The sequence below is a fragment of the Caballeronia sp. DA-9 genome, assembly GCF_051615025.1.
GTDB classification, from domain to species: Bacteria; Pseudomonadota; Gammaproteobacteria; order Burkholderiales; family Burkholderiaceae; genus Caballeronia; species Caballeronia sordidicola.
Genome location: NZ_CP195132.1, coordinates 493745 through 508920, shown reverse-complemented (window position 1 = coordinate 508920; position 15176 = coordinate 493745). Strand labels below are relative to the sequence as shown.

Sequence of the window (15176 nt, the reverse complement as noted above, 5' to 3'; positions counted from 1 at the left end):
ACCCAGCTTTGGGACTCAGCAATTCCCGGACCGTCCAGCCGATGCTGCAAGCTTTTTTGCGGAGACCGGCCGCTGCGGGCGACCCTGCATGGATTCGTGGATTCGCTTGGTTCGCTACGCCAGAATCTTGCTGTGCTATCTCGTCTGACTAATTGTAAGAAATATCTTTTTGCAAAACCCGTACGCGCGTGGCTAAACCGCAAGGTGTCATGGCCGCTTTTCGGCATCCTGGATAGTAAATAGAACGGGCGGCGATTCACTTGATGATCCCTTTAGAACCTGCTGCGTTTGCCGTTATCACGCTTGTCACGCCGTGACCATCAGCATGCCCTGCTTCATATGTTCTTCGACCTCTTACCGGTGTTATATGAAAACCCTGATACTCGCGCTTGCCACCGCAGCAGTAACCATGGCCACCATCGTGCCGGCGTCCGCCGCGCCATACCATCATCATCGCGATTGCCATAAAGTCCGCGTTCATCATCATTGGGAGCACCGTTGCCGTTAAGCGAGTGCGGTCCGTTATCGGAGAAGATTTTCCGGTAACGGATTGCGTTACCCGCTGCTTTTGCTTCAGATCCGGTTTTTCCTCGACACCCTGGTTTATCAGTCGGTGTTTGATCATTAAACAGCGAACCTCGTATAACGCCGATTCCGCCTTTCTCGCGATGATTGTGTAGGCCTGCGCCTGCAACTGCTTTAGCTTTTCTTGAATGATTTGGAGTGTGAGCACAGCGGCTTCCATAAAATAAATCCCTGTGCTTTGCAATGGCAACCGATTTCGGCAACTCCCATTAGTTCTCCGCATTACAACGCGTACACGACCATGCTCGCATGGCAGCTCTTGCAACACGATAGTCCTGGCCGCATAGAGAAAAAACCGGCAACACGGAATGCCAGCCTGCCTGGACATTTAAATTAGCCGACCGATGTCTTACGCAATAAATCGAAGCTCGCTCTTCAACATTTCTGTCGCTTCCCGTTCGATCACGATCCTGTTACCGACTCGTTCTTAGCTTACCGTGACAATGTAACGAAATTAAAATTCGGATCGAGTTTGAAACATCGTTTGTTAGACTCCGGTTTTGCGCCGCACCAATGCTAATCACGGTAGGGAACAATCGATGAACACCGAGCAATTATTCGATGCAACAGCGCCAAACAAAAACGTTAGTGTCATGCCGGGAACGCGTGTAGCCCTCTCCCTCGCGATCGCCGCAATGCTGTCCGCATGCGCGCTGGCTCCAGGCCAGCACATGATCGAACCGGCTGCGCTGCCTGTCACGAGCGCCGACAACGGTGACGCAACGAGCGACATCCAGATCCCGATCAAGCAGATCGATTTGACGCTGATCCGCCAGATTCGCGCCGAACAGAAAAACATGGACAAGGCGAGCCAGCTCGGTTTGTTCGCAAAACCGACTGGCTACAAGCTGGGACCGGGCGACGTGCTGCAGATCACGGTGTGGGACCACCCCGAACTCGCGGCTGCAGTCGGCCAGCCGGCGCAGAACACCAAGCCGTCGGATGCCGCGCCCGGCTTCGTCGTCGATAGCGACGGGAACATCCAGTTTCCATACGTGGACCGTTCAATCCATGCATCGGGCAAGACTGCCCAGCAAATCCAGCGCGAAATAAACAGCGAGCTGAGCAAGGTGTTCGTGAAGCCGCAGGTCACGGTTCGCGTGGCGTCTTTCCGGTCGTCGCAGGTCTATGTTGATGGCGACGTGCGCGCACCCGGCGCGCAGACCGTCAACGACATTCCGATGACGCTCACCGAAGCAGTGAACCGCGCCGGTGGCTTTGCACCGACCGCCGACCAAAGCCGCGTGACGATCACGCGCAATGGCACGGCCTATCCGGTCAACGTCGCACAGATGATGAAGAACGGCAAAAACCCCGCCGACATCATGCTGCAGCCGGGCGACATGCTGCATGTGGATGCGCGTGAAGACAACACCGTCTACGTGATGGGTGAAGTCAACAAGCCGTCCCCGGTTCCGCCGCTGCGCGACGGCACGCTTACGCTTGCCGAGGCGCTCGCGCAGGCGGGCCAGCTCAACCAGGAAACGTCGAATCCAAAGCAACTGTTCGTGCTGCGCTCGAACGCGGGCGACACGCCGGTGATTTATCGGCTTGATGCGCGTTCGCCGGTTTCCATGCTGCTCGCCAATCAGTTCCCGCTGGAATCGAAGGACGTTGTCTACGTCGACAACAGCGGCCTTGTCCGTGCGAACCGCGTGTTGAACCTGTTCCTGCCAGCCATCAACGCGGGCCTGACTGGCGCGATCGTTACCAAATAATCTTGGCCGCGCGCTCCGGCCCAATCGAGTTTGATTCGGACACCTTGCTGCCAAGCGGAGCCGGCAGCGCATTGGTGACTTGAACCACGAGCACTGCCAAGGGGTCCCGCATTGCGCCGGGACGCGCTGCGCGGTCGCACGCGCGCTTGACCAGCTTATTCCGAAATACGTTTGAAACTGGCGTAGTAGTCTTCAGTGTAGTAGCAGTCACTGGTCTGCTTGCGTGGTCCGCCGCATACGATGCGGCGCTGCCCGCGATCCGCGAGGCCGGGCGTACGAACGGTGTACGCGTGGTAATATCCGCGCGGATGCTGCGCCAGCAATGACGCGCTGTTGCGAAACAGGACACCGTCTTCGCCGAAAGGGAACGGGCCTCCCGCTTTGATCAGACGCAATGTCTCGGCTGCTTCGCCGGGAAGCTGCGCCTTGCCGATAACGGCCAGCGCGCCCTGCGCTTGCACGCCCGATGCTGCGGGTACGGCACTAACAGGCTGCGCCGGCGCCTGACTCGCGGACGCATCTGAAGCCTGAGTCGTAGCGTTTCGCGATCCGTCCTTGCCGCATCCGCCGAGGATCGCGCTCAAGGTGAGGATGCAGGAGAAAGCCCATGCGCGTTTCACAAACGTCATCTCCAGGTTGACCCGCACTCGACGACCACGAACGATCCAAGAGTATCGCTAATGGCTGGGCGAATCAACGTTCGGCCGGCCTGGACGGCTCCGGGAAAACGCGGCTGCAGGCTGTGCGCGATTGAAACCGGTCGAATTCACTCCCGCCCGGCCAGTTCCGGCGCCGCGCGGCTTGCATACCCGGCGCGCTCCACGTCCCATCCGCCGCCCAGCGCCTTGTACAACGAGACAAGATTCGTCGATACCGTCGCCGTGCTGTCGACCCATTGCTGCTCGTTCGTCAGTAATGTTTTTTGCGCTGTCAGCACATCGAGATAATTCGACAGCCCGCGAACATAGCGCTTGTTTGCGATATCCAGCGCGCGCCTGGACGCCTGCACGCTCGCGTCCAGCCTGTCCCGCCGGCGTTGTTCGGACGCGAAGCCGGTGAGCGCGTCATCGACTTCCTGAAACGCCGATAACACCGTCTTGCGATACGTGATCGCCGCTTCCTGCTGCTGCGCTTCACGCAGCGCGAGCGTCGCCCGCAGGCGGCCGCCCTCGAAAATGGGAATCGAAAGACTCGGCCCCGCGCTGTAACTGCGCGCGCCCCAGCTACCCAGATTCGTAAATTGCGTAGCCTGAATCGCGACACTGCCCGACAACGTGATCTTTGGGAAGAAATCCGCCTTCGCCGCACCAATACTTGCCGTCGCCGCGTGAAGCTGTGCTTCGGCCTCGCGGATGTCCGGCCTGCGCCGCGCCAGTTCGGATGAAAGCCCGATCGGCACGCGCGGCGGCGTCATGGGCACACTCAACGCCGGTTTCAACTGCGCCGCGAGCGCTTGCGGATACTCGCCGAGCAATACGCCAATGGCGTTGATCAGCCTGGCTTCCTGCTGCTCTTCCTGCGGAATATCGGCGGCATTCGACTCGGCCTGGCTCTGCGCATTGGCAACATCCAGATCCGTGGCGAGCCCGTGTTTCGCGCGCTCGTTAGTGAGTTGCACGGTGCGCTGCGCGAACTCCAGATTCTCCCGCGTAATGCGCAGCTTCTCCTGCGTGCCGCGCAGGTTCAGGTAATCGCGAGCGACTTCTGCTGCCGTCGACACGATCGCATCGTGCCGCGCTTCATTCTGAGCATCGACGGTCGCGCTCGCGTTTTCCGCCGTGCGCCTTACGCGGCCCCAGAGATCGAGTTCCCACGATGCATCGAAACCATACTGGAACAGGTTGAATGGCGGCAGCGCGCTTCCTGTGGATTGCGTCGGCACGCCGCCTTGCCGTCCGCCCAGACCGTTTGTATCGGTGGCCGAAGGCGATCCGCTGCCGCCGAGCAGACCGATAACGCCATCGGCGCTCTGAAGCTCGCGCGTGTAAGACGCGTTGCCGTTCAGCGTTGGGAACGCGTCCGCCTTCGCTTGCCCAAGTTGCGCGCGCGACTCGGCAACCCGCGCCGCCGCGACCTTGATGTCCAGGTTGCTTTCAATCGCGCGCGTGACCAGCCCAGTCAAGACAGGATCGCCGAAACTGTTCCACCACAGCGGATCGATGGGTTCGGGCACCGCGACCGAACGGACGGCATCGGTCGAGGCCGGCGTGTCCGACCATTGCGCTGGCGTTTGCAAAGCGGGACGCTGGAACTCGGGGCCCATCGTGCAGGCAGAAAGGAAAGCGATAAACGGAATCCATCGATAATCAATGCGCATTGACCTGTGCCCCCTTCGGCAGCTTCGGCAACAACAAACAAATGGGACATAGCACGAGCGAGATCACGCCCAGCATGATGAACACGTCGAGATAACTCATGACAGACGCCTGCTGCTCCAGCCTTCCGGCAATCGATCCGAGCGAATTGACAAAGCCGTTATACGGCGTGACGTGCTCGGCAAGCCTTGCATGATGAAACTGATCCCGCCACGCAAGCTGCGTGGTCACGAGCGACACGCCGAAACTGCCGCCCAGATTGCGCATCATGTTGATCAGCGCCGACGCGTTATTGTTTTCTTCGGGTGGAATGCCGATGAACTGCACGGTCGAAAGCGGGATGAAGAGAAACGGCAGCCAGATGACCTGATAAAGCCGCGACAGCGATACATCCCAGAACCCGATGTTCAGATCGAGTCCGGAGGTATGAAGCAGTGCAACCCCGGTTCCCGCGAGCGACATCATGACAAGCCATTTCGGCTGGAACACGCGGCCGGTCACCACGCCGGCTATCGGCATGAAAAACAGCGTGACGAGACCGCCAAGGCCAAGCGTCAGGCCCGCATTGGTTGCGTCGTAGCCCAGCAATTCCTGCGTGAATTGCGGCAGGATCTGCGTGGTGCTGTTGATGATGAAACCGAACGCGAACATCACGCTGCAACTGATCGCGAACGCGCGCGACTTGAACAGCCGCAGATTCACAATCGGCTGCGCGACCGTTAATTCGCGGATGACGAGCGCAACAAGCGCGGCCGCGGAGACCGCCGCGAACGAACAAATGAAGTTCGATGAAAACCCGTCCTCACGCTCGAACTTGTCGAGCACGATCTGCAGGCAGCCGAAACCTGCAGCCACTAAAAAGAAGCCGAGATAGTCGATCCGCAATCCCTTGTCGAGCAACGCGCGCCGTTCCTGCTGCACGAGCTTGCTGTCACTTACGAACATCCACGTCAGTACCAGCGACACAAGGCCCACGGGCAAATTGATCAGGAACACCCAGTGCCACGAATAGTTCTCCGTGATCCAGCCGCCGAGCATAGGTCCGATGGCGGGCGCGGTGACAACGGTAAAGCCGTACAGCGCGAACGCCATCGCACGTTTTTCCGGCGTGAAGGTGTCGGCAAAGATGCTTTGTTCGACAGGCGCCAGGCCACCGCCGCCGAGACCTTGCAGGACACGGAACACGATCATCATCGGCAATGACGTGGCGAACCCGCACGCCACCGAACTGAGCGTGAACAGCAGCACGCAGATCATGTAAAAGCGCTTGCGGCCGATCACGTTCGCAAGCCATCCGCTGATGGGCAGGACAATCGCGTTGCTCACCAGATAACTGGTCGTGATGTACGTGCTCTGGTCGAGACTCGCGCCCAAGCCACCAGCAATATGCCGAAGCGCCACGTTCGCGATGGTCGTGTCGAGCACTTCCATGAAGGTCGCGATCGACACGATGACCGCGATCAGCCAAGGGTTGAACGGCCCCGCTGCCGACCTTGGCAACGCTGCGTGAGTGGTTGCCATGCTTATCTCACCGTCACGCGCGGGCTGACCGACAGGCCGGGCGCAAGCGGCAAGTGGCGCCAGGCGTCGCCATCGAAGACGATCTTCACGGGCAGGCGCTGCACGACCTTCACATAGTTGCCCGTCGCGTTTTCCGCGGGCAGGCTGCTGAAGACGGAGCCGGTCCCGCGTTGCAAACTCTCCACGTGCGCGTGAAGGACGTTGTCCGGATACGCATCGACGGTGACATCGACCGCTTGTCCCACGTTCATGTGCACGAGCTGCGTTTCCTTGAAGTTGGCGGTGACCCACATCTCGTCGGGCACGACCGCGACCAGCGCCTGACCCGGCGTGACGTAGTTGCCAAGATTCACCGTGCGGCGCGTGATCTTCCCGGCTTGCGGGGCGAGCACTTCCGTGTAGCTCAGTTGCAGCTTCGCGTTGTCGACGTCGGCATGGGTCTGGCGCACGGAAGCCAGTGCGGCGTCGATCTTGGTTTTCTGCGATGCAACCTGCGCCTCGCCCGCCTGAACCGCCTGCTTCGCGCTGTCGAGCCGGGCGAGCGCGCTCTTGGTCGTTGCCTGGCTTTGTTCCAGTTGCTGGCGCGTGATGGCAGCCGGGTCTGTTCCGGTGTATCGCGCCAGATCCTGCTGCGCCTGCGTCAGGTCGGCTTGCACCACGCGCACTTGCGATGTCTGCTGTGCGAGGCTCGCCGTCTGGTAAAGCAGGTCGGCGCGCGCCTGCGCGACTTGCGCAATGGCGTTCGCTTCTTGCGCCTCGGCCTGTTCGAGCTTCACTTCATAGTCGCGCCGGTCGATACGCAAAAGCGGCTGGTTCTTTTCGACATGCTGATTATCCGCAACAAGCAGTTCGATGACCCGTCCGCTCACCTGCGACGCGATCTGACTTTGATTACTGTCGATAAACGCGTCGTCCGTGCTTTCGTAATGCCGGCTATGCAGCCAGTAAGCCACGCCCGCGGCCACGCAAACCAGCAACACCACCCCGCCGATAACCGCATTCATGCGCTTGCGCCGGGGACTCATGGGCTTGCTGTTTTCCTGTTCCTGCCCCTTTGCTTGCGGCCTCGACTGCGCCTCGTCGCCGTCCGCCTTCTGATCGCCGGAGGGCGTGCTGTTTTCGCTTTCACTTCCGGCCATTGCATTCTCCAAAACAATATTGAGATGCATTCTACAATAGAACGGAACGGTATCGTTTCATTAAAAAAGCCTGCGATAATCCTGGCTGAAAACATGACATGCACCGAGGAACCGTTGTGAGCCGCATTCCGAAAAATGCCGATGCCGATGCCGATCCCTGCCCGATCAGGTCGATCTTCTCCCGCAAGAAAGGCCGGCCGTCGAATGCCATGGCGGGCGATGTGGAAGAGCGCATTCTCGATGCCGCCACTGCCATGTTCTTGCAGCACGGTTTTGGCGGAGCGTCCCTTGAACGTATTGCCGAAGCGGCGGGCGCGGGCAAGGCAACGCTCTACAGCCGTTACAGCGGCAAGGAGGCGCTCTTTTCCGAAGTCGTCAAGCGAAACTGCGAACGCAGCCTGCGGCTCGTGTATGAAGCGCCGCAATCGGCGGAACTCTCGCAGCGGCTGGTTTCCGTGACGCAAACGCTCGTCACGCGATTGTTGAGCGACGAGGTAATCGGGCTGATCAGAATGGTGGTCGCGGACGCGCCGCGGTTTCCATCGCTGGCAAAATTAACGAGCGACGCCGGCCGCTCGCGCGCAATCGAAGCGGTGGCGAGCATGATCGCCCGGCATTCCGGGCGCGTGCACGATACCCGCGCACAAGCCGCGAGCACGCGGCAGGCGCACGTTCTTGCAACCCAGCTTCTCGATGCGATCGTCTCGCCCATGCTCATGCGCGGCCTGATGGGAGAAGATCTTGACGTGGTCCGCGGCGACATCCGTTTGCACGTGAAACAAACGGTCGCCCTGTTCACCGCCGCCGGCGCGCTAAACGCTTTTCTGTAAGCGTTCGACGCTTTCGCCGCATGCTTGTATATTTGTGGGACGGCTTGCCGCCAGGCCGCAGGTCACCTTGTCAGCATGGGTCTAATGGATAGACGAACGAATGGACGAAACGGGCTAAACCATGAAATACAAGGATTATTACGCGGTCATGGGTGTGCCGCGAACGGCGACCGAGGCGGAAATCAAGACTGCGCATCGCAAGCTCGCGCGCAAATACCACCCTGATCTGAACAAGGACGCGAACGCGGAGTCGCGCTTCAAGGAAGTGGGCGAGGCGTATCAGGTGCTACGCGATCCGGAAAAGCGCGCCGCCTTCGACGCCCTCGGCACGGGCTTGAAAGACGGCGACGAGATTCGTCCGCGCCCGGATGTCAGCGACGGATTCGAATACCACGGCGCTGGCGGCCCGCAGGACACCGACGATTTATTCGGCGATCTATTCGGCGCGCGCCACCGCCATGCGCCGCGTTCCCAGTCATACGACTGGCGTGGCGAGGACCATCAGGCGCGGGTATCGGTCAGTCTGGAGGACACCTACAACGGCGCACAGCGGACTTTCACGCTGCAAATGCCCGAAATCGACGAGCACGGCCGCGTCACCTATCAAACGCGCACACTCGACGTGTCGATACCGAAAGGCATTCTCGACGGCCAGCGCCTGCGGCTTGCAGGCCAGGGTGGCGCTGGTAGCGGAAATGCGCCCGCGGGCGACCTGTACCTGGAAGTGACGCTTGAGGAAGACAAGCGGTATCGCGTCGATGGCCGCGACGTGACGCTGGATCTTCCTGTGGCGCCATGGGAAGCCGCGCTCGGCGCCGATGTCGTCGTGCCGACGCCCTCCGGCCAGGTGACCATGACCGTCCCGGCCGGGTCCGGCGCCGGCCGGCGCCTGAGACTCAAGGGACGGGGCATTCCCGGAAACCCGCCTGGCGATCTTTATGTCGTGCTCGAAATTGTTCTGCCCCGCGCCGACACAGAAGCAAAAAAAGCGGCCTACACCGCGTTGCGCGATGCGTTCGAATTCGACCCGCGTGCGAATTTTTATGGGTGACCCATCATGAGAGAAAACGATCCGGTCTATCTGCAGGGCGATATCGTCGAGGACCATGTCGAGTTCACGCTGGTAGAGTTGTGCCACGTCACGGGCGCATCCGAGGCCCAGGTGACGCTGTGGGTCGACGAGGGCGCATTCGAACCTCGCGGGGCGCGCATCGAGGAGTGGCGGTTCAGCGGCGCCTCGCTTCGCCGCGCCGTCACCGCGCAGCGGCTGACGCGCGATCTTGAACTGAATGCGCAAGGCGTGGCGCTCGCGCTCGATCTGCTCGATCAGATCGACACGCTGCGCGCTCGCCTCGCGCGTCGGAATGCTCAGAACGACCTGGGCGACACGCTGGAAGCGTCCTGCAAGCCGTAACTCGGCCGTTTCAGAACGGCGGTTTGCGCGCGCACGCAGATTCCCCGCAATGAAGTGCCGCATAAGTTCAGCGGGCGACCGTCGAGGACGACAGGTCGCCTCTTCTCCCCGTCAACCGCAGAACGAAAGCACAGAGGGTGAACACACCTCCCACTGCACAGACGCCAGTCCAGCCTGCCAACGCCCACGCAGCGCCGGAACACGCAGCGCCCACGGCACCCCCTACAAAAAACGTCCCGACAAACAAGCCATTCAGCCGTCCGCGCGCGGCGGGGTCCATCAAGTTGATTGCACGCCGGCCCAACGTCTGGTCAGTGACCACGCCCGCATCGAGCGCCGCCGCGCCTGCAACCAGCATCGCAATCGCCAATGGCGGATGTGCCTGCGCGGCGAAACCGCCCCAGCCTGCACCCGCCACACCTATCGCCACGAGCGCCGCCAGCATCGTCAGATGGCCCGCGAACAGCATCGTGCGGCTCCATCCCCGGTCGCCCGCGTGGCCAGCAAGCGGCGTGACGATTGCGCCGGCCGCGCCCGCGAGTGCAAACAGCGCGATGCCATTCATGCCGAAGCCAAACGGCGGCTGCACGAGCCGCAAGCCGATCGCCGTCCAGAACGCACTGAATGCGCCCATGACCAGCGCCGCCGATACAGCATTGCGTTGCAGCACAGGCTCGGTACGCATCAACGTCCAGAGCGAATACAGGAGCGCGGGGTAAGACGCCGGATTGGCTGGCGTGCGCACAGGCAGCTTCAGATACAGGACAAGCGCGACCCATGCATCGGTCAACGCAGCAAGACCGTAGAAAGCACGCCAGCCGATTGTCCCGGCAATCAGGCTCGCGGCGGGACGCGACAGCAGGATGCCAAGCATCAGGCCGCTCATCACGTTGCCGACCGCGCGTCCGCGGTGACTTTCCGGGGCCATGGAAGCGGCCATTGGCACCAGCATCTGGATTGCGCTGGAAGCAACGCCGGCCAGCAACACGACCACCAGAAACACTGCACGCGCCTCGGCGACCATCGCGATCGCGAGGAAAACGGCGCCCATCGCCAATGTGCATACGATGAGCCGACGATTCTCCAGCAGGTCGCACAGCGGTACGAGCAGCACCAGCCCAATTGCGTATCCGAGCTGCGGCAGCATGGCCGCGAGGCCGGCGAACTCGGGAGCGAGGTGGAGGCTGCGGCCAATCGCGCCGGTGAGCGTCTGAGCGGCGAACAGGTTCATCACCATGAGGCCGACAGCCGTCGCGAAAAAGATGGTCAGCGGCAGCGTCAGGCCTTGGGTGTGTTCGGGTTCTCGCGCAGTGATGGCGGGAGCGGGAGTTTCTGCGGATGGAAGCATCGAGTGGATTCTCTGGACTGGATCAGGGAATCATCCTAACGAGCGGCTCATTATGCGACAATTGAAAAATGTTGATAATGATTATGCGAATTCACTTTGAACACTCGAGATCTCCAGGCGTTCGTTGCAGTCGTGGAAAGCGGATCGATGGTGCGCGCGGCAGAGAAACTCCATCTCACGCAGCCGGGATTGACGCGGCGGGTGCAAAACCTCGAATCCATGCTGGGTGTGGAATTGCTCGATCGCCAGAGCAAGCCGCTCAAGCCTTCCGCTGCAGGCACCGAGGTCTACGCGCTGGCGCGGACCGTGTTGCGCGCGGTGGACGATCTGTTGTCGGTTGCGTCTCTCGATAGCGAACCGTCCGGCGAATTTCGAATCGGCATGCCCCCTTTTCTGGGCGAAGTCGCGCTGGAAAAGCCCGTCGATCGACTGCGTTCCGTTTTTCCACGACTGACGTTGCGCGTGACAGCCGGGTGGTCGCCGGCGCTCGTGCAAGCCGTCGAGCGCGCGTCGCTCGATGCAGCAATCGTGTTGATGCCTCCCGGCTTCTCGGCGCCCGAGACCTTGCACGCAACCCGTCTTGCGTTTGTGCCAACGGTAGTGGTCGCCGCGCGTTCTCTCGGTCTGCCGGAGACGCCGATGACGCTCGCAGAGCTGAGCCGCTACGAATGGGTGCTCAATCAGGATGGTTGCGGAATGCGTTCGGTGTTGAGGCGCGCGCTGCGGGTAGCGGGCCTGCCATTGAATGTCGCCGTGGAAGCGTTCGGCTCCGCGCTGCAACTGTCGCTGGTCGCGCGTGGACTGGGTATCGGGCTTGTCACGCCGGACATGCTGGAAGGCAGTTTGCATCAACGAGCACTGCAGATTATCGATACCCCCGACTTTCGCACCGGAGTCGATGTATGGTTCATCCATGGTTCCGTGCCGGGCCGGCTGACACAGGCTATCGATCTGTTGCGCTCTTCGCTGGACGAAGTGCTGATCGAACGAAAGATCGCGCCGCTGAATAAAAACCCGAAAAAAATCATGCGGGCGTCAAGCCCGGGTTGACGCCTGTCAGCACTTCATGAATTCATTTTCGCGTCACGCGAAGCGCCATTTTGGCCACGGAATTGATGCGGCATGACGTTTGCTCAATGATGGGGCACGCTGCTACGTGCAGGCATGAACTCCTCAATGGCTTAGGTTCTTTCCCTCGATCAGGAAAACTTATGAAACTGCTCACTACTCAAGATGGCTTGCCGCGCCTTTCATGGGGCTCCGTGATCGCCGGCGTGATCCTCTCGTCTATCGTATACCTCGTCATGAGCGTGCTCGGCACCGCAATCGGGGCATCGCTCCTGTCGCCGTTGTCGCGACCTAGCCCGTTGCACGGATTCGGCTTCGGATCGGGTGTCTGGGTGATTGTTACAACGGTGCTCGCGGTCTTTGTCGGTTCGTATTTCGCCGGCCGTTGCGCGCCCGTACTTGGCTGGCTGCACGGACTGCTGTCCTGGGCGGTCATGACACTTTTGATTGTCTTTGGAATGGCCTCGGTGATCGGGGGCGCGGTCAGCACGGCTGGCAGCATCGCCGCCACGAGCGCGCAAGTTGGCGCAACGGCTGCGAACCAGAGCAACGGCGACCAGTCGATGGTGAATTCGGCTACCCAGCAAGCACAAGCCGCTATTGCATCGGCGGCATCCGCGGCGTCGAGTCCCACGGCCGAGCAGGACGCACGGCAAGCCGCCGACACCGCTGCACGCAACGTCGCCCGCGCAAGCTGGTTCTCTTTTGCCGCGCTGATTGTTGGAGCAATTATCGCAATCGTTTCTGGCGGTGCAGGATTCCGTCATCAACCGCCGTTTGAGGATGCTGGCGGCTCAGCGGTGGGCAACGATGCAGTCCCCGCACGTAGCCGCGTGGCAGGCCCGGGTGCCAGACCGCTGTAACTAGCTGGAACCAGGCGTCGGCCGAAGCGCTCGCTTCGGCCTTTTTTTTGAGGTGCGTATAGCGGTATTGGCGCGGCCGTCGCAGTCATCACAATAGCAAACTTCCGCACCTACAATAGCTATTGCGGCACATCTCCAAAGAAACGCAGAAGGAATGGAAAAAGTGGAAACGATCAAGGTCTCTAGCTGGCAAGAGTTTACCGATCTGAGCCTGGAGCTCGACGGTTGGGCATTCCGAGGCCAGCAGGACGCCAACTGGTTGTTGCAAAGCTCGCTTGCGCGCTACCTGTCCTCGTTTGTTCACAACGCATCGAACTGGCGTGTGCAGGAACAGCGGGCAATACGAATCTTCCGGCGCAAGGCGCACACCTATATTGCAGACGCACGAGTGCTACTGGATGATCTCCGGTGCCTTGCATTGATGCAGCATCATGGCGCCCCAACGCGATTGCTGGATTTCACGAAGTCTCCCTACGTGGCGGCATTTTTCGCGCTGGAGCGAGCTGTTGCCGAATCCGCCGTCTATGCAGTGAATACTCCCGCCCTGTACATGGACCGCGCAATTCCCAAAACCGCACACGACCTTACGCGTGACAGGATCGATCCACGAAGAGAAGGAAATTTCGAAAGGTATTTCCTGCCGGATACCAACCCGATCATCTGGTTTGGCGAGCCGACCGAGATGGACCGTCGGCTGGTGGCGCAGGCTGGAACGTTCATGGTGCCGGGACTGCTGCACGAACCGCTCGACAAGATTTTCGATCAATACGCAAGCGACGTCGACCTGGTGCGAAAAATCGTCATTCCTTTGTCCGTGCGTGACGAAGGAATGCGTTCGCTTTACAGAATGAACATTACGAACGCGTCGTTGTTTCCCGACCTGGAAGGACTCGCCCGTTCGATTGCTCTCGAACTCGAGGTCGTCTGGCCGAAAATCTAACCCCGGCAACTATAGGTATTCCTTAGGTATTCCTTATGAAATAACTTCTTCGGAAGCTTCCGCGCTGATCGCCGGCGAGGAGCCTTCATTCGTCGATTTCGCATGCTCCGCCGGATTGGCATCGAACAACGGTTTCTCCGGATGAACGAACAACCAGAGCACCGTGCCTAGCGCCGCGGCCAACGCAATCACAACCAGGGCGCTTGCCCAGTTGCCCGTCAACCTGACCATGAGCGCAACGCTCATCGGTCCCGCGACGTTCGACGCGGCGCCCCACAGATTGGTCCAGCCCGACATCACGCCGGTAAAGCTCCGGCCCAGATCCTGCGTGGCGGACCATACGACCACTTGCACGAATCCTACCGCTGCAAATGACAAGCACAAGAGTCCGATGACGGCTGCGATGTTGACCGCGTATGAGGCGAGACAGAGCGTCACCGCGCTGACAAGGAATCCTGCCATTGCAACGGGCACACGCGCCGCCCAGACCGATTGCGTCCGCTTCAGTATCTTGTCGCAAACAATGCCAGCGACAAACACTGCCACGAACACCGCAATCCAGGGAAGTGAAGCCGCAAACCCCATTGACTTGAGCGAAAGTCCACGGGCGCGCATCAGGTATGTGGGTAACCAGGTCGTGTAGAAACTCTGGATCAATACAAGCAGGAAGTATTGAACGCCGAAAAGCCAGAAACGCGGATGCTTGAGGCACTTCAAAAACACACCCTTCGCCACGACTTCGGCTTCGGTTTGCCCCGCTGCAATATAGGCCGCCTCCTCGTTGCCGATCAATGGATGTTTCGCGGGAACATCGCGGTAGCCAAACCACCACGCTACGCCGAGCAACATGCCTATTGCGCCAAACACATAAAAGACGGAATGCCAGCCGAACTGCAGGATCATCCATGCGGTAAGGGGCGCGGAAACAATCGGCCCAAGATACAAACCGCCCAGGAGAAACGAGTTTCCCTTGGCCCGCTCATTTTTGGGAAACCATCGCTTTACTGCCAGCACGCCGCTCGACCAGTCGGCTGACTGCGCTCCGCCAAGCAGGGCCCGGCAACCGACGAGCCAGTTAAAACCCGTGCCGAGCGGCGTCAGGATCATCATGAAGGACCAAAGAGCACTGGTTCCGAACAGCACCTTGCGCGAGCCATGACGCTCGGCCATTCGCCCCGCCGGAACCTGGCCAAGCGCGTAGGCCCAGAAATAGACAGTCAGGATAACTGACATTTCAACCAGCGAAAGACCGAGCTCCTTCTGGATTGTCGGCGCGGCAATAGTCATGGCCGCCCGATCCAGCGTCATCACGAAGGTGATGGGAGCGACCAGCAACGAAACAATCCCCCACCGCAACTTGCCGATCTTGTTTGGCATTTCATCACTCCAGGTGATAACGGGTCACACGGATTATAGGAAACCGACAGATACTGGA

Annotated in this window: 14 protein-coding genes; 7 read left to right on the top strand and 7 right to left on the bottom strand. The window is 60.3% G+C overall.

Going from position 1 to position 15176, the window contains the following annotated elements; all coding sequences use genetic code 11:
• Positions 1-256: 256 nt before the first annotated feature.
• Positions 257-745: a hypothetical protein gene (locus ACRWA7_RS08625; RefSeq protein WP_438392291.1), complete on the bottom strand. Its 489-nt coding sequence runs from the start codon at positions 743-745 to the stop codon at positions 257-259.
• A 379-nt stretch (positions 746-1124) separates the two neighbouring features.
• Between ACRWA7_RS08625 and ACRWA7_RS08620 the strand changes: the two genes are divergently transcribed.
• Complete coding sequence (locus tag ACRWA7_RS08620) at positions 1125-2303, top strand: polysaccharide biosynthesis/export family protein (protein ID WP_438392290.1); 1179 nt, start codon at positions 1125-1127, stop codon at positions 2301-2303.
• Between the two features lie 155 nt (positions 2304-2458).
• Here the strand turns inward: ACRWA7_RS08620 and ACRWA7_RS08615 are convergent, their stop codons facing one another.
• The 4 genes from ACRWA7_RS08615 to ACRWA7_RS08600 form a co-directional block, all read right to left on the bottom strand.
• On the bottom strand, positions 2459-2923 hold the full coding sequence (locus tag ACRWA7_RS08615; RefSeq protein WP_438392289.1) for a ribonuclease domain-containing protein: 465 nt from the start codon (positions 2921-2923) through the stop codon (positions 2459-2461).
• A gap of 146 nt (positions 2924-3069) precedes the next feature.
• Positions 3070-4620, bottom strand: a complete 1551-nt coding sequence (locus ACRWA7_RS08610; RefSeq protein WP_438392288.1) for an efflux transporter outer membrane subunit — start codon at positions 4618-4620, stop codon at positions 3070-3072.
• Positions 4610-6139 (bottom strand): DHA2 family efflux MFS transporter permease subunit, encoded by a 1530-nt coding sequence (locus ACRWA7_RS08605; protein WP_060818364.1) that lies wholly within the window; start codon positions 6137-6139, stop codon positions 4610-4612. The genes ACRWA7_RS08610 and ACRWA7_RS08605 overlap by 11 nt, the downstream gene beginning before the upstream one ends.
• Positions 6140-6141: 2 nt before the next feature.
• Positions 6142-7278 carry an HlyD family secretion protein gene (locus ACRWA7_RS08600; RefSeq protein WP_438392287.1) on the bottom strand — a complete coding sequence of 379 codons (1137 nt, stop codon included), beginning with the start codon at positions 7276-7278 and terminating at the stop codon, positions 6142-6144.
• A 98-nt stretch (positions 7279-7376) separates the two neighbouring features.
• On the opposite strand from ACRWA7_RS08600, the gene ACRWA7_RS08595 reads away from it, so the two are divergent.
• From ACRWA7_RS08595 to ACRWA7_RS08585, 3 genes are all read left to right on the top strand, one after another.
• Positions 7377-8108: a TetR/AcrR family transcriptional regulator gene (locus tag ACRWA7_RS08595; RefSeq protein ID WP_438392286.1), complete on the top strand. Its 732-nt coding sequence runs from the start codon at positions 7377-7379 to the stop codon at positions 8106-8108.
• Positions 8109-8229: 121 nt separating this feature from the next.
• Positions 8230-9159, top strand: coding sequence for a DnaJ C-terminal domain-containing protein (locus ACRWA7_RS08590; RefSeq protein WP_438392285.1), 930 nt, complete (start codon positions 8230-8232; stop codon positions 9157-9159).
• Between the two features lie 6 nt (positions 9160-9165).
• Entirely contained in the window at positions 9166-9522 is a 357-nt protein-coding gene (locus ACRWA7_RS08585) for a chaperone modulator CbpM (RefSeq protein WP_438392284.1), read from the top strand.
• Positions 9523-9589: 67 nt separating this feature from the next.
• Here the strand turns inward: ACRWA7_RS08585 and ACRWA7_RS08580 are convergent, their stop codons facing one another.
• Positions 9590-10870, bottom strand: coding sequence for an MFS transporter (locus ACRWA7_RS08580; RefSeq protein WP_438392283.1), 1281 nt, complete (start codon positions 10868-10870; stop codon positions 9590-9592).
• A gap of 96 nt (positions 10871-10966) precedes the next feature.
• Between ACRWA7_RS08580 and ACRWA7_RS08575 the strand changes: the two genes are divergently transcribed.
• From ACRWA7_RS08575 to ACRWA7_RS08565, 3 genes are all read left to right on the top strand, one after another.
• Positions 10967-11920: a LysR family transcriptional regulator gene (locus ACRWA7_RS08575; RefSeq protein WP_438392282.1), complete on the top strand. Its 954-nt coding sequence runs from the start codon at positions 10967-10969 to the stop codon at positions 11918-11920.
• 161 nt (positions 11921-12081) lie between these two features.
• A complete protein-coding gene (locus ACRWA7_RS08570) occupies positions 12082-12801 on the top strand; it encodes a hypothetical protein (protein WP_438392281.1) in 720 nt (239 codons plus the stop codon).
• A gap of 154 nt (positions 12802-12955) precedes the next feature.
• On the top strand, positions 12956-13741 hold the full coding sequence (locus ACRWA7_RS08565) for an FRG domain-containing protein (protein WP_438392280.1): 786 nt from the start codon (positions 12956-12958) through the stop codon (positions 13739-13741).
• 33 nt (positions 13742-13774) lie between these two features.
• Here the strand turns inward: ACRWA7_RS08565 and ACRWA7_RS08560 are convergent, their stop codons facing one another.
• A complete protein-coding gene (locus ACRWA7_RS08560; RefSeq protein WP_438392279.1) occupies positions 13775-15118 on the bottom strand; it encodes an MFS transporter in 1344 nt (447 codons plus the stop codon).
• Between the last annotated feature and the right edge of the window lie 58 nt (positions 15119-15176).

Coding starts and splice junctions, on each gene's coding strand:
- ACRWA7_RS08610 (WP_438392288.1), bottom strand. CDS start 4,620: ATGCGCATTGATTATCGATGGATTCCGTTTATCGCTTTCCTTTCTGCC.
- ACRWA7_RS08625 (WP_438392291.1), bottom strand. CDS start 745: ATGGAAGCCGCTGTGCTCACACTCCAAATCATTCAAGAAAAGCTAAAG.
- ACRWA7_RS08580 (WP_438392283.1), bottom strand. CDS start 10,870: ATGCTTCCATCCGCAGAAACTCCCGCTCCCGCCATCACTGCGCGAGAA.
- ACRWA7_RS08590 (WP_438392285.1), top strand. CDS start 8,230: ATGAAATACAAGGATTATTACGCGGTCATGGGTGTGCCGCGAACGGCG.
- ACRWA7_RS08570 (WP_438392281.1), top strand. CDS start 12,082: ATGAAACTGCTCACTACTCAAGATGGCTTGCCGCGCCTTTCATGGGGC.
- ACRWA7_RS08565 (WP_438392280.1), top strand. CDS start 12,956: ATGGAAAAAGTGGAAACGATCAAGGTCTCTAGCTGGCAAGAGTTTACC.
- ACRWA7_RS08605 (WP_060818364.1), bottom strand. CDS start 6,139: ATGGCAACCACTCACGCAGCGTTGCCAAGGTCGGCAGCGGGGCCGTTC.
- ACRWA7_RS08595 (WP_438392286.1), top strand. CDS start 7,377: ATGCACCGAGGAACCGTTGTGAGCCGCATTCCGAAAAATGCCGATGCC.
- ACRWA7_RS08600 (WP_438392287.1), bottom strand. CDS start 7,278: ATGGCCGGAAGTGAAAGCGAAAACAGCACGCCCTCCGGCGATCAGAAG.
- ACRWA7_RS08560 (WP_438392279.1), bottom strand. CDS start 15,118: ATGCCAAACAAGATCGGCAAGTTGCGGTGGGGGATTGTTTCGTTGCTG.
- ACRWA7_RS08620 (WP_438392290.1), top strand. CDS start 1,125: ATGAACACCGAGCAATTATTCGATGCAACAGCGCCAAACAAAAACGTT.
- ACRWA7_RS08585 (WP_438392284.1), top strand. CDS start 9,166: ATGAGAGAAAACGATCCGGTCTATCTGCAGGGCGATATCGTCGAGGAC.